This is a genomic window from Thiobacillus thioparus DSM 505 (assembly GCF_000373385.1).
Lineage (GTDB): Bacteria > Pseudomonadota > Gammaproteobacteria > Burkholderiales > Thiobacillaceae > Thiobacillus > Thiobacillus thioparus.
In genome coordinates this window covers 1-12,967 of record NZ_KB891332.1, presented here as the reverse complement: position 1 = coordinate 12,967, position 12,967 = coordinate 1, and the positions used below count along the sequence as shown (strand labels likewise).

The window sequence follows — 12,967 nt, the reverse complement described above, 5'->3', positions numbered from 1 at the left end:
GACCTAGTACAGGCGGTGCCGGAACAGCCAACTCGCGAGGCTCAGCGACACCAGGCCAATCACCGCCATGGGCCATAGCTGGCCGGTCAGCACGTCGAAGCCTGCGCCCTCCAGGAACACCTTGCGCAGGATCACCAGAAAATAACGCAGCGGGTCGATCAGCGTGATCGTCTGCACGACCGTCGGCATGTTGGCGATGGGCGTCGCGAAGCCGGACAGGATCACCGCCGGCACCATGAACAGGAAGGCGCCCAGCAGACCTTGCTGCTGGGTCACCGCCAGCGAGGAAATGAGCAGTCCGGCTCCCACCCCGGATAGCAGGAACAGCGCCAGTCCGGCGTAGAGCGCGGACAGACTGCCCAGCAGCGGAACCTTGAACCACAGCGTGGCGATGAGCAGGATCGCCGTGCCCTGCACCATGCCGATAATGAATCCCGGCAACGCCTTGCCCAGCAGGATCTCGCCGGGCCGCAGCGGCGTCACCAGCAGCTGGTCGAAGGTACCCTGTTCCCGCTCGCGTGCCACGGTCAGCGCCGTCACCAGCATGGTGGTCACCAGGGTGAGCATGCCGATGATGCCGGGGATGAAGAACCAGCGGCTTTCCAGGTTGGGATTGAACCAGGCCCGCGTTTCCAGGCGGGCCGGCGGGGCTGGCAGGCCGTGCGCGGCGATCCATGCCCGGTTGAAGTCGTCCACGATGGCGCGTACGTAGTTCAGGGCGATCATGGCGGTATTGGAGTTGCGGCCGTCGACGATGACCTGCACCGGTGCGCTGCCGCGCGATTGCAAGTCGGCGCTGAAGCGCGGACCGATGTGGAGCACCACCAGCACAGCCCGCTTGTCCACCAGCGGCGCGATCTCGCCTTCGGCATGCAGGGTGGACACACGGTGGAAAGCGGGCGCGCCGTCGAATGCCGCCACCAACTCGCGCGAAGCCGTGCCGCGATCCTCGTTGTAGAGGGCGTAGGAAATGTCCTTGAGGTCGAAAGTGGCGGCGTAACCGAACACCAGCAACTGGATCATCGGCGGCACGATCAGCACCATGCGGCTGCGGGGATCCTTGAGCAGGGCCAGGAATTCCTTGTGGATGAGCGCCAGCAGGCGGATCAGCATGTCGCGTGCCCTGTCATTCGAGTCGCTTTCGGGATTTGCGCCAGGTGATGCCGAGGAAGATTGCCGCCATGAGCAGCAGGGCCAGGGCATTGGGCAGCACCACCGACCAGACGTCGCCGGCGAGGAACAGGGTCTGCACGATGGACACGAAATAGCGCGCGACGATGACGTGGGTGATGCCCTGGACCACGGCCGGCATGCTGTCGATGTCGAAGATGAAACCGGACAGCAGGAAGGCGGGCAGGAAGGTGCCGATGATGGCGACCTGCCCCGCCACGAACTGGTTGCGGGCCACCGCAGAGATGGCCAGGCCCATGCCCAGGGCCGCGAGCAGGAACAGCGAGGCGCACACCCACAGCAGCCAGAACGCGCCGCGCAGCGGCACGCCGAACAGCCCCACTGCAAGGCCCACGGTCAGCAGCATGCCGCCGGTGCCCAGCACGAAGTAGGCGATGATCTTGCCCAGCAGGATTTCGGTCATGCTGGCCGGTGTCACCAGCAGCGCTTCCAGGGTGCCGCGCTCCCATTCCCGGGCCATCACCAGGGCGGTGAGCAGGGTGCCGATCAGGGTCATGATGATGGCCACCAGGCCCGGCACCAGATAGTTGCGGCTGCGCAGTTCGCTGTTGAACCACACCCGCTGCTCCAGCTGCACCGGCGTGGCCAGCGCCTGTCCCTGGCCTGTGGCACGGCGTGCCAGCCAGTTGCCCCAGGCGCCCTCGATATAGCCCTGGGTGAGCCGTGCGGTGTTGGCGTCGACGCCGTTGACGATGACCTGAATGGGGGCGCCGTCGGATCGCCGCAGTTGCTCGGCGAAGTTGGCGCGCAGATGCACGATGGCGTTCACCCGGCCTTCGCGTAGCGCCTGCTCCGCCGCGGCAAGCGTGCGGGCATGCAACGGAGCGAAATAATGGCTGCTCTCCAGGCTGGCGAAGAAATCCGCCGTATCCGGCGAAGGGGCCTCCGCCACCAGGGCCACCGGGACGTGGTCGGCATCGAGCGACACCCCGTAGCCGAACAGCACCAGCAGGAAAATCGGCATGACGAAGGCGATGGCGATACTGCTCGGGTCGCGCACGATCTGCAGGAATTCCTTGTGCACCAGGCCTTTCAGCCGCATCAGGCCGCCGCCGCGCAGAGGGCGTTTCCGCGCGACGCTCATGCTGCTTCCTTCGCCGCACCGGCGGCTTCCACCAGCCGGATGAAGGCGTCTTCCATGCTGGGCTCGGGTTGCTCGGGCGTGCGGGCGCCGGCCTTGATGGCGGCCGGTTCGTCCATCGCGAGGATGCGGCCGGCGGCCATGATGGCCAGGCGGTCACAGTATTCCGCCTCCTCCATGAAATGGGTGGTCACCAGCACCGTCACGCCGGCGCGGGCGAGCGCGTTGATGCGTAGCCAGAACTCGCGCCGGGCCAGCGGGTCGACGCCCGAGGTCGGTTCGTCGAGGAACAGGATCTCCGGCTGGTGCATCAGCGCGCAGGCCATCGCCAGGCGCTGCTTGTAGCCGAGCGAGAGGTCGGCGGAAAGCCGTTCGGCGTAGGGCGACAACTCGAATTCGGTCAGCGCCCAGTCCCGTCGTGTCTCGCGCATCGTGCCCGTCAGGCCGTAGGCGCTGGCGAAGAAATCGAGGTTCTGCGCCACGCTCAGGTTGCCATAGAGGGAGAATTTCTGCGACATGTAGCCGATGCGGCCGCGTGCCGTGGACGCCGCATGGCGCAGGTCGAGGCCGGCCACGCGCAGGGTGCCGGCGCTGGCAGGCAGGAGGCCGCAGAGCATGCGGAAGGTGGTGGACTTGCCGGCGCCGTTGGCGCCCAGGAGGCCGAAAATCTCGCCGCGACGCACCTCGAAGCTGATCCCGTCCACCGCCCAGAAATTGCCGAAGCGGCGGCGCAGGCCGTCCACCTGGATGACCGGCGTATCGCCCGCATCGGCGCGTTGCGGCAGCGTGTCGACGCGGGGTACGCCATGCGGGGCGGCCATTGGGTCGTTGCGGGTATGCAGCAGATCGATGAAGCCGTCCTCGAAACGCGGCGGCACCGCCTCGATGCGGGCGTCCTGCAGGCCGGGCAGCCGGATCAGCTGCGCTGGATCGTCAGCCGTCTGCGTCACCAGGCGCACGTGGTCGCCCTGGACCAGGGCGTCTACCACGCCAGGCTGGCCCGTCAGCCCGGCCTGCAGGTCGCGCGGGCGCTGTCCGGCGACGCTGACGGCCCAGGTTCTTCCCGTCATGCGCGCGCTGATCGTCGCCGGCGGGCCCTGGTCGAGGATCTTCCCCCGGTCGAGCAGGATCACGGCCTGGCAGCGTTCCGCTTCGTCCAGATAGGCGGTGGACAGCAGCACGCTCATGCCTTCGTTCTTCACCAGGCGGTCGACGATGCTCCACAGTTCGCGACGCGATACCGGGTCCACTCCCACGGTGGGTTCGTCCAGCAGCAGCAGGCGCGGCGCCCGTACCAGGGTGCAGGCCAGGCCGAGTTTCTGCTTCATGCCGCCGGACAGGCGCCCGGCCAGGCGGCGGGTGAAGGGGCCGAGGCCGGTCATGTGCATCAGTTCGTCGTAGCGTTCGGCGCGTGCCGTATGGGGTACGCCCTGCAGGTCGGCGTAGAGGTCGAGGTTTTCCTGCACGCTGAGATCCTCGTACAGGCCGAAGCGCTGCGGCATGTAGCCGAGCGCGGCCTGCACCGCGAGGGACTCGCGGGTGGAGTCCATGCCGAGTGCGCGGATGCGGCCGGCGTCGGGAACCAGCAGCCCGGCCGCTAGGCGCATGAGGGTGGTCTTGCCCGCCCCGTCCGGCCCGATCAGCCCGGTCACCACGCCGGGGCGGATGGCGAAACTCACGCCATCCAGCGCCTGGGTGCGCTGGTGGCCGGAAGCGAAGGACCGGGTCAGGTCAACCGCCTCCAGGATCGGCGCGTCGTCCATGACGGCGCCGCCTACTTGCCGTCCGCGCAAGGGGCGACGCCCTGCGCCGGCGGTGCCTGGTCGAGCGGAATCGTCACCGTGGCAGGCATGCCCAGGCGCAGTTCGCTCTGCCCTTCGCAGACGAACACGCGGGTCTGGTAGACCAGGCTGGAACGGATTTCGGTGGTCTCGACCGACTTGGGGGTGAACTCGGCGCTCGGCGAGACATAGCCGACCCAGGCGCGGTAGCGCTTGTCCGGGTGGCTGTCGGTCTGTACCCAGGCCCGCGCGCCCACCGGCACGCGGCCGAGTTGGGGTTCGGCCAGCCAGGTGCGCACCCAGACCGGATCGGTCAGCGCCAGGGTGAACACCGGTTTCTGCGGCGAGGCCATGTCGCCCGGTTCCAGGATGCGGTTCTGGATCACGCCGTCGGACGGCGCGTGCAGTTCGCCTTCGTCGAGGTCGCGCTGCAGCACGGCCACGGTTGCCTCGTCGGCAGCGAGGGTCGCCTTCGCCGCCGCAATGTCCTCCTTGCGCGGACCGAGTTCGGCCAGACGCAGCGTTTCCTCGGCCGCCTTCAACTGGTCGCGCGCCTTGTCGAGGGCGAAACGGGCGCTGTCCGCCTGCTGCTGCGAGATGAAGTTGCGAGCCACCAGGTCAGCCTGGCGCTGGTAATAGGCCTGGGCGTCCGCCACGGCCACCCGGGCCGCGTCGCGCTGCGCGCGCGCCTGGCGGATTTCCTCCGGACGGGAACCCGCCAGGTAGCGCGCCACCACCTGGCGCTGGACGGCTACTTGCGCCTCGGCCTGCTGGCGCGAGAGGCGCAGCCGCTCGGTGTCCAGGCTGGCCAGCAATTGCCCGGCTTTCACACGCGTCCCTTCCTGCGCCAGGACCTGGACGATGCGGCCGCTGGCGTTGAAAGCCAGTTCGACCTGACGGATGTCCACGTTGCCGTGCAGGGTCAGTTCATTCTGCGGCGGCCCCTCTTCGTTGCAGAACCAGCCGACGCCGACAAGCACGGCGACGACTGCGGCGATGAGCAGGATGATTTTAATTTTCATGTCACGTCCTTCGAGCGGGTCGGCCGGTCTGCCTGGTTCGCCAAGCATGATAGGGCAGATCGCGTCGACCTGTCCTTGCGTGGCCGACAGGCGTTCGGGAACTTCGTGGCCATGCCGCGTTTCTCTATCAGGCAACTCAACAACACACCTGATCGGAAGGATGCCGTGGACGCCGCAACTGCTTCAGTCACTCGCCCCGCGCTCGCCGCGCTCAACGGCCTGCGCGCTTATCTCAACGACCAGATCCTCGGCCAGGAAAGCCTGGTCGAGCGCCTGCTGGTGGCCCTGCTGGCGGATGGCCACCTGCTCGTCGAGGGCCCACCCGGTCTCGCCAAGACCCGTTCCATCAAGGCACTGGCGCACGGTCTGGAAGGCGACTTCCAGCGTCTGCAGTTCACCCCCGACATGCTGCCGGCCGACCTCACCGGCTCCGACATCTACCGTCCCGAGGAAGGCGGCTTCCATTTCCAGCGCGGCCCGCTGTTCCACAACTTGATCCTGGCGGATGAGATCAACCGCGCGCCCGCCAAGGTGCAATCCGCGCTGCTCGAAGCGATGGCCGAGCGGCAGATCAGCGTCGGTGCCGCCACCTATCCCTTGCCGCGCCTGTTCCTGGTGATGGCCACCCAGAACCCGATCGAGCACGAAGGCACCTATCCGTTGCCCGAGGCGCAGCTAGACCGCTTCATGCTGCATACCCGGGTCGACTACCCGGACCGCGCCACCACCCTGCGCATCATGGAGTTGGCCCGCCGCGAGGCACGGGAAGCGCGCGAACTGCCGCCGCCGCCCAGCCGGCTGAGCCAGGAAACGATCCTCGCCGCGCGCCGCGACGTGCTCGACCTCGCGCTCGCCGATTCGGTGGCGGAATACATCGCCGCTCTGGTCGAGGCCACGCGCAGCCCGGAAAAGTACAGTGCCGGCCTCGCCGAATGGCTGCGCTGGGGCGCTAGCCCGCGCGCGGCGATCGCCATCGAGCGCGGCGCCCGTGCACTGGCCTGGCTCGACGGGCGCGACTACGTCAGTCCCGACGATGTCCAGGCCATTGCCCCCGATGCCCTGCGCCACCGGCTGCTGCTCGACTACACCGCGCAGGCGCGCGGCGTCACCGCCCAGCAATGCGTGGCCGAATTGTTGCAGCAGGTGCCCGCCCCGTGAGCCTGCCCGATCTGGCGGAACTGGTCGCGTTGCGCGGCTCCGCTTGCGGTCTCAGCCTGCACGCGCACCGCCCCGCACTCGCGCGACTGCAGGGTTCGCACCGCAGCGCCCAACGCGGGCGCGGCCTGGAATTCGAGGAGGTGCGGCCCTACGCGCCCGGCGACGACGCCCGCAACATCGACTGGCGCGTCACTGCGCGGCGCGGCCGGCCGCACACCAAACTGTTTCGCGAGGAACGTGAGCGGCCGGTCTGGCTGTTGGCGGACCTGCATCCCGGTCTCTATTTCGGCAGCCGCCGCCAGTTCAAGTCCGCCCTGCTGTTGCGGTCGGCGGCCCTGCTGGCCTGGGTTGCGGTGCTGGGCGGCGACCGCCTTGGCGCCCTGATCGCCAGCGGCCATGATCAGCCACGCATCTTCCCGCCTCGTGGCCGCGAAGCCGGCGTGCTGCCGGTGCTCGAAGCGTTGGTCGAGGCGCAGCCGCAGGCGCCCGGCGTGCCCAATGCCGACAACCTGAACGCCCTGCTGGCCGGATTGCGGCCGTTGCTGCAACCCGGCAGTCTGGTGCTGGTACTGAGCGACTTCAGCGCGCTGGACGAGCGCACCGAATCCGCCCTGGCCGCGCTGAGCGCGCACAGCGACTGCCGGCTGTTGGGACTGAGCGATCCATTGGAGCGCAATGGCCTGCCCGCCGGCCTGTATCGTGCCGGCCTGCCTGGCCGGCTCTGGTGGCTCGATGGCGCGCGCAGCCGGGACGCCTGGCAGGAAAGATGGACGGCGCGGCACCAGCAGCTGGATGCCCTGGCCTGCCGGCTTGCCTTGCCGCTGACCCACCTGGATACCGCGGATGCCGTGGCCGAGTCGCTGCCGCCGCTACTCAGGGAAACGGCATGGGCGGCATGAATGCCGACTGGCTGTCCCAACTGGCGCCAGCCCATGCGCCGCCGCCGCCCGGGTGGTGGCCGTTGGCGCCCGGCTGGTGGGGACTGGCATTGCTGCTCGGACTGGTCGCGGCAGCCGGGGTCTACTGGTACCGGCGCCCTGCCGGTCGCCTGCGGCGCGTCGCTCTGCGCGAGCTCAAGCGTCTGGAAAGCGGGCCGAACGACGCCGCCCGCCTGGCCGGCGAGCTGGAACACCTGATGCGCCGCTACGCGATCGCCGTCCATGGCCGCGAGACTGTAGCGCATCTGAGTGGATCGGCCTGGCTGGACTTCGTCGTTGCGCACGGTGGCCGGGATTTGGCGGGCGACGCGGGCCAGGCGCTGCTGCGCGCTGCTTACGGCAGCCGGGTCTCAGCCGATCGCGCCCGTTGGCTGAAAGGGGTTCGCGGCTTCCTCGGAGTCCGCCGGTGATCCATGTCGCCTGGCCCTGGATGCTGCTGAGCCTGCCGTTGCCGTGGCTGCTGGCGCGCTGGCTGCCGCCCGCGCAGCCGCACGGCGCGGCGCTGTTCCTGCCCTTCGCCGCCATGGTCGCGGGCGCGGCGCTGCCGGCCGGGCATCCGGCCCCGCCCCCGCGCAAACTGCTGTTCGCCCTGGTCTGGCTGCTGCTGGTCCTCGCCGCCATCCGGCCGCAGTGGGTGGGTGACCCCGAAGCGGTCGCCGCAACCGGGCGGCGCCTGCTGCTGGCGGTCGACGTGTCGGGTTCCATGGCCAACCAGGACATGGCGGGTGGCGCAACTCGTCTGCAGGTGGTGCAGAAAGTGGCCGGCGATTTCATCCGCCGCCGTCACGGCGACCAGGTCGGTCTCATCCTGTTTGGCACTCGGCCCTATCTGCAGGCGCCGCTCACTCCCGATCTCAACACGGTGGACCAGTTTCTCGACGAGGCCATGATTGGCGTGGCGGGCACGCAGACGGCGATCGGCGACGCCATCGGCCTCGCCATCAAGCGGCTCAAGCAGGACCCGACCCGATCGGGCCACCAGGGCGATACCGTACTGATCCTGCTCACCGACGGCAGCAGCAACGCCGGCGCCATGCCGCCCGTGGAAGCCGCCAAGATGGCCGCCCAGGCCGGGCTGCGCATCTACACCATCGGCGTCGGTGCCGCCGCGCAGGACGGCTTCTTTGGCGTCAGCGGCAACAGCGACCTGGACGAGGACACGCTGAAAAGCATCGCCAAGACAACCGGCGGCGAATACTTCCGCGCCACCGATGCCGCCGCCCTCGAACAGGTCTACGACCGCATCGACCAACTGGAGCCGAGCGCTGCGCGCCAGCAGTGGTATCGCCCGCGCGACGAATGGTTCGCGTGGCCATTGGGGCTGGCGCTGCTGCTGAGCCTGCCGGCCGTGCTGTGGAGCGGACGCGCATGGCGCTGATGCAGTCGCTTCACTTCCTGCGGCCGGCCTGGCTACTGGCCTTGCCCGTACTCTGGAGTCTGGTCTTCTGGCTCGCCCGGCGTCGCGGCCGCGACGGCGACTGGGCCCGGCTCATCGACCCCGACCTGCTGCCGGCGCTGCGCCTCGACGGTGGCGGCACACCCGGGCGCTCTCCGTGGCCCTGGCTGGCGCTGGCCTGGACCCTGGCGGCGCTGGCGCTGGCCGGTCCCAGCTGGCAACGCGCGCCTTCGCCTGCCTATCGCGGCAATGCAGCCTGGGTGCTGGTGCTCGACCTGTCTCCTTCGATGAACGCGGCCGACGTGCCGCCGAATCGGGCCACCCGCGCCCGCTACGCCCTCGACGATTTGCTCGACGCCGCACACGATGCCCGTGTCGGCCTGGTGGTGTTCAGCGACGAGTCCTATACCGTTGCGCCGTTGACCGACGATGTCGCCACCGTACGCGCCCTGCTGCCGCCGCTCGACCCGGGCATCATGCCGACGCGCGGCGACGACCTGGCACCGGCGCTCGAACAGGCCGGCAAACTGCTGGCACACGGCGGGGGCCAGGCAGGCCAGGTGGTGGTGCTGACCGACGGCTTCGCCGACCCGGCCGCCGCCTTCGACGCTGCCGGGAAACTGCGGTCGCGCGGCATCGCCGTCAGCGTCGTGGTGGTCGGTGCCCACGGCGGCGGTTTCGTCCGGACGGGCCAGTTGAATGCCAGGCCGCCCGACGTCGACCGGCTACGGCAACTGGCCGCCTCGGGCGGCGGACACTATGCCGATGTGGCCGGCCTGCCCGCTTTGATCGGCGAGCTCCAGGCCCGCGCCAGTCGTGCCGGCATGACACGGGCCGCGCAGGATATCCGCGTGGCGCATTGGCTGGACGGCGGGATCTGGCTGTTGCCGTTTTTGCTGCTGTTTGCCGGCCTGCTGGCGCGGCGGGGGTGGCTGTGATGCGCGGCCTGTGGCTGGCCGGGCTGCTGATGTGGGCCGCTGCCGCGCAGGCAAGCCCGACCTGGGACAGCCTGTGGAGTACGCCCGACCAGCGCGCCCAGCAACTCCTGCATCAAGGCAAGCCGGCCGAAGCGTCCCGGCTATTTCAGGACCCGCGCCGCAAGGCCTATGCTGAGCTGCAGGCCGGCAATTTCCTGCAGGCGGCACAGGATTTCGCTGTCTTTGGCGACAGCGACGGCCAGTACAACCGGGGCAATGCCCTGGCGCGCGCAGGCCATCTGCAGGAAGCGATCCAGGCCTACGACGCGGCGCTGGCGCGCGATCCGAACAATCGCGATGCGCGGCACAACCGCGAGCTGGTGGCCAAGGCCTTGCAGACGCAGCCACCCAAGACGCAATCCGCCTCGGGCCAGAGCCGGCAGGGCAACAAGAATCAGGACGCCCAGAAGCAGGGCGATCCGGGCAAGCAGAAACAGGATTCCGGCACGCAGAACGGCGAGGTGTCGAAGCCGTCTTCGAACAATACGGCGCAAGCGGGCAAGCAGGACCGAAACCAGGCCGGAGGCGCCCAAACCAAACCCGCCGGACAAGGCCAGCCACAGCAAGGACAGACCCAGCCCGATCAGACCAATCCGGGTCAGCCGTCCGATCGCCGCAACACGGACGCGAACGGTTCACAACAGGGTCAGGCCGCGAACGACGCCGCCCAGGCCCGCAATGATGCCGCCGCCGGACTGGCCAAGCCGCAGGCGCTCCAGGCGCCACAGGCCGCGACCCGCCCGTCCAGCGAACGCCAGCTCGCCGAGGAACAATGGCTGCGCCGCATTCCGGACGACCCGGGCGGCCTGTTGCGGCACAAATTCATGATCGAACATCTCATCCGACAGCAAGGGACGCAACCATGAACACCCCATGCCGCCTCTTCGTTTTTGCAGCACTCAGCACCCTCAGCCTGACCGCTTCCGCCGCGGTGAGCGCCTGGCTCGACCCGACCCAGGCCGGCCCGGGCGAAGCAGTACAGCTCATACTCAAACACGACGGCCAGACGGGGAAGCAGCCCGACCTCGGCCCGCTCAAGCAGGACTTCGACGTGCTTGGTCGCAGTACGGGTTCCAGCATCCAGATCGTCAACGGCACGATGTCGGCGCAGACCGAAATCAACCTGACGCTGATGCCGAAACACGGCGGCACGCTGCAGGTGCCGGCCCTGCAGTGGGACGGCGAGACGACGCCCGCCCTCACCCTGATCGTAAGCGGAAACGCGGCCGCTGCCCATCCGGACAGCGTCCCCGCCAGCGGCTCGGCGCACGTCTTCCTCAGCGCGACGCTCGACCAGAAACAGCCCTACGTCCAGGCCGCCGATACCCTGACGGTTCGTCTCTATACCGACCAGCCGCTTTATCAGGCCAGCCTCGAACTGCAACCGAGCAACGACGTGCTGGTGCAGCAGTTGGGCCAGGACAGCCAGACCAGCGCCACGCGCGACGGCCGCAGCTATCGGGTGGTCGAGCGCAAATACCTGCTGTTCCCGCAGCGCAGCGGCAAGATACACCTCGACGGCCCGGTGTTGAATGCCGAGGTGCAGGACGACCGCAACGGCAACGACCCGTTCGGGACGAACGCCTTCTTCGGCAACGTATTCGGTCGCAACCCGTTCGCGGGCATGATGAATGCCACCAAGCCGCTACGGGCCCGGGCCGACCCGCTGATCCTCGACGTGCGCCCGCGTCCTGCGAGCGGAACCGGGCACGACTGGCTGCCTGCGCAGAAGGTGACGCTGGCGGAAAGCTGGCAGCCCGACAACGGGCCGTTCCACGTCGGCGACCCCATCACACGCCACGTGCATCTCAGTGCGCTCGGCCTCACTGCCTCGCAACTGCCCGACCTGAGCGTGCTGATGCCACTGCCGGACGGCCTGCGGGCCTACTCCGACCAAGCCAAGCTGGATACCGGCGTGCAGGGCGACGGCGTCGTCGGCACCCGCGACCAGGACATTGCGCTGATCGCCAGCCGTTCGGGTCGTTATCAGATCCCCGCGTTGCATCTGTACTGGTGGGATACCACTCGCAACCAGCAGCGTGAAGTCGAGCTGCCGGCGCGTACCTTGTTTGTCCTGCCCGGTTCCGGCGGCGTCGCTGCCACGGTCACGTCCGCAGGCCCGACTGCCGGCACGCCGCTGTTGCCGGCCAGTCCGTCCAAGTCGATCGCCGAACAGATCCGGGCGCCGGCAAACACCCACGGGTACTGGCTCAGCCTGGTTCTGGGCATGCTCTGGCTGGGGACGCTCACAGCATGGTGGTTCAGCCGGCGTCGCCGCCCGTCATCCAGCCCGGGCGCAAGCAGACCGACATCGACGGTTGCCGTCGCAGATGCGCGCAAGGCCTTCCGGCAGGCCTGCCACGATGACGATCCGCACGCGGCGCGACGGACGCTGCTCGGCTGGGCACGTGCCACTTGGCCGAGCGATCCGCCGCTGGGTCTCCAGGCCTTGTCGGAGCGGCTTGACGATGCCGAATCGACAAGCTTGCTGAAGCAGCTCGACCGGGCCTGTTATGCCGGCGGAACGTGGACGGGAAAACCGCTGGCCGAAACGCTCACGCGTCTGGACGAAAACACAAAAGGAAGAACTGCGGCACCGCCGGGATTGGCCGGCCTCTACCCCTAGCATTGCTTTCGAATACCGCCTATTGTCCGTTCTTCAGGAATGGTGTGGTTAGAACCTGACCCTTTGTGTGGCTGATGAAGGGGAAGTTGTTTGCAGATAAGCCAAGGAAGCCTGAATGCTTGTAGTATTTAGTTCTCTCAACCAACGAAGGGATATTTATGAACAAATCCGAATTGATCGAAGTCGCCGCAACCGAGGCAGACATCAGCAAGGCCGCAGCTGGCAGAGCACTCGACGCAATCCTTGATGCAGTCGTCAAGGCCGTGGCGAAAGGGGACACCGTGACCCTCGTCGGCTTCGGCACCTTCAAGTCGTCCAAGCGCGCTGCGCGTACTGGCCGCAACCCGCAAACCGGCGCCGAGATCAAGATCGCCGCGTCGACAGTGCCGCGCTTCACCGCAGGCGCTGGCTTCAAGACCGCCGTCGCAGGTAAGAAAGCCGCGAAAAAGAAGTGATGTAACACAAGCGGGGAGGGTGCCGCCGCCCGTCGTGGTGCCATCCCCGCTATCAATACGGGCCGGCTTCTCTATGCCTTTCAGCCCGCGTCCGTCCCCGTTGACTGGGTCAGCAAGCGCAAGGTTTGATCGCATTCGGTGTTGCCTGGGACCGCGAATTCGATCTGCCCGTACCGATGTGTAGCGCATGTAAATCCGCTGGTAATACCCGGCGTATCTGGCGGGATGACACAGGATGATTTTCAATGAAAACGGCCCGCGAAAAGCGCGAACCGTTGGAAGTGGTGGCCAGTCTCGGAATCGAACCAAGGACACGCGGATTTTCAAAGATCGTCTGGCATC

Annotated in this window: 12 protein-coding genes; 8 read left to right on the top strand and 4 right to left on the bottom strand. The window is 68.0% G+C overall.

Annotated features, from left to right (window positions below; translation table 11 throughout):
* Positions 1 to 3: 3 nt before the first annotated feature.
* The 4 genes from B058_RS0114490 to B058_RS0114475 are packed head-to-tail and all read right to left on the bottom strand — an operon-like array spanning position 4 to position 5,075.
* The gene (locus tag B058_RS0114490; RefSeq protein WP_018509214.1) at positions 4 to 1,113 is read right to left on the bottom strand and encodes an ABC transporter permease; all 1,110 of its coding nucleotides are present in this window, start codon (positions 1,111 to 1,113) and stop codon (positions 4 to 6) included.
* A gap of 13 nt (positions 1,114 to 1,126) precedes the next feature.
* Positions 1,127 to 2,275: an ABC transporter permease gene (locus B058_RS0114485; protein WP_018509213.1), complete on the bottom strand. Its 1,149-nt coding sequence runs from the start codon at positions 2,273 to 2,275 to the stop codon at positions 1,127 to 1,129.
* Entirely contained in the window at positions 2,272 to 4,035 is a 1,764-nt protein-coding gene (locus B058_RS0114480; RefSeq protein WP_018509212.1) for an ATP-binding cassette domain-containing protein, read from the bottom strand. Before B058_RS0114480 ends, B058_RS0114485 begins: the two co-directional genes overlap by 4 nt.
* Positions 4,036 to 4,046: 11 nt before the next feature.
* Positions 4,047 to 5,075, bottom strand: a complete 1,029-nt coding sequence (locus tag B058_RS0114475) for an HlyD family secretion protein (protein WP_018509211.1) — start codon at positions 5,073 to 5,075, stop codon at positions 4,047 to 4,049.
* Between the two features lie 111 nt (positions 5,076 to 5,186).
* Between B058_RS0114475 and B058_RS0114470 the strand changes: the two genes are divergently transcribed.
* From B058_RS0114470 to B058_RS0114435, 8 genes are all read left to right on the top strand, one after another.
* Positions 5,187 to 6,233 carry an AAA family ATPase gene (locus B058_RS0114470; protein ID WP_081616818.1) on the top strand — a complete coding sequence of 349 codons (1,047 nt, stop codon included), beginning with the start codon at positions 5,187 to 5,189 and terminating at the stop codon, positions 6,231 to 6,233.
* Positions 6,230 to 7,132: a DUF58 domain-containing protein gene (locus B058_RS0114465; RefSeq protein WP_018509209.1), complete on the top strand. Its 903-nt coding sequence runs from the start codon at positions 6,230 to 6,232 to the stop codon at positions 7,130 to 7,132. Before B058_RS0114470 ends, B058_RS0114465 begins: the two co-directional genes overlap by 4 nt.
* Positions 7,129 to 7,581, top strand: coding sequence for a DUF4381 domain-containing protein (locus B058_RS0114460; protein WP_040724642.1), 453 nt, complete (start codon positions 7,129 to 7,131; stop codon positions 7,579 to 7,581). The genes B058_RS0114465 and B058_RS0114460 overlap by 4 nt, the downstream gene beginning before the upstream one ends.
* The gene (locus tag B058_RS0114455; protein ID WP_018509207.1) at positions 7,578 to 8,549 is read left to right on the top strand and encodes a VWA domain-containing protein; all 972 of its coding nucleotides are present in this window, start codon (positions 7,578 to 7,580) and stop codon (positions 8,547 to 8,549) included. Before B058_RS0114460 ends, B058_RS0114455 begins: the two co-directional genes overlap by 4 nt.
* Positions 8,540 to 9,505 carry a vWA domain-containing protein gene (locus B058_RS0114450; protein ID WP_018509206.1) on the top strand — a complete coding sequence of 322 codons (966 nt, stop codon included), beginning with the start codon at positions 8,540 to 8,542 and terminating at the stop codon, positions 9,503 to 9,505. Before B058_RS0114455 ends, B058_RS0114450 begins: the two co-directional genes overlap by 10 nt.
* Complete coding sequence (locus B058_RS0114445) at positions 9,505 to 10,410, top strand: tetratricopeptide repeat protein (RefSeq protein WP_018509205.1); 906 nt, start codon at positions 9,505 to 9,507, stop codon at positions 10,408 to 10,410. Before B058_RS0114450 ends, B058_RS0114445 begins: the two co-directional genes overlap by 1 nt.
* Positions 10,407 to 12,170 carry a BatD family protein gene (locus B058_RS0114440; protein ID WP_018509204.1) on the top strand — a complete coding sequence of 588 codons (1,764 nt, stop codon included), beginning with the start codon at positions 10,407 to 10,409 and terminating at the stop codon, positions 12,168 to 12,170. Before B058_RS0114445 ends, B058_RS0114440 begins: the two co-directional genes overlap by 4 nt.
* 158 nt (positions 12,171 to 12,328) lie before the next feature.
* Positions 12,329 to 12,625, top strand: coding sequence for an HU family DNA-binding protein (locus B058_RS0114435; protein WP_018509203.1), 297 nt, complete (start codon positions 12,329 to 12,331; stop codon positions 12,623 to 12,625).
* Positions 12,626 to 12,967 lie beyond the last annotated feature (342 nt).

Bases quoted from the DNA above. Each gene is read 5' to 3' on its own strand.
- B058_RS0114490 (WP_018509214.1), bottom strand. From the start codon at position 1,113: ATGCTGATCCGCCTGCTGGCGCTCATCCACAAGGAATTCCTGGCCCTG.
- B058_RS0114485 (WP_018509213.1), bottom strand. From the start codon at position 2,275: ATGAGCGTCGCGCGGAAACGCCCTCTGCGCGGCGGCGGCCTGATGCGG.
- B058_RS0114480 (WP_018509212.1), bottom strand. From the start codon at position 4,035: ATGGACGACGCGCCGATCCTGGAGGCGGTTGACCTGACCCGGTCCTTC.
- B058_RS0114475 (WP_018509211.1), bottom strand. From the start codon at position 5,075: ATGAAAATTAAAATCATCCTGCTCATCGCCGCAGTCGTCGCCGTGCTT.
- B058_RS0114470 (WP_081616818.1), top strand. From the start codon at position 5,187: ATGCCGCGTTTCTCTATCAGGCAACTCAACAACACACCTGATCGGAAG.
- B058_RS0114460 (WP_040724642.1), top strand. From the start codon at position 7,129: ATGAATGCCGACTGGCTGTCCCAACTGGCGCCAGCCCATGCGCCGCCG.
- B058_RS0114450 (WP_018509206.1), top strand. From the start codon at position 8,540: ATGGCGCTGATGCAGTCGCTTCACTTCCTGCGGCCGGCCTGGCTACTG.
- B058_RS0114445 (WP_018509205.1), top strand. From the start codon at position 9,505: ATGCGCGGCCTGTGGCTGGCCGGGCTGCTGATGTGGGCCGCTGCCGCG.
- B058_RS0114440 (WP_018509204.1), top strand. From the start codon at position 10,407: ATGAACACCCCATGCCGCCTCTTCGTTTTTGCAGCACTCAGCACCCTC.
- B058_RS0114435 (WP_018509203.1), top strand. From the start codon at position 12,329: ATGAACAAATCCGAATTGATCGAAGTCGCCGCAACCGAGGCAGACATC.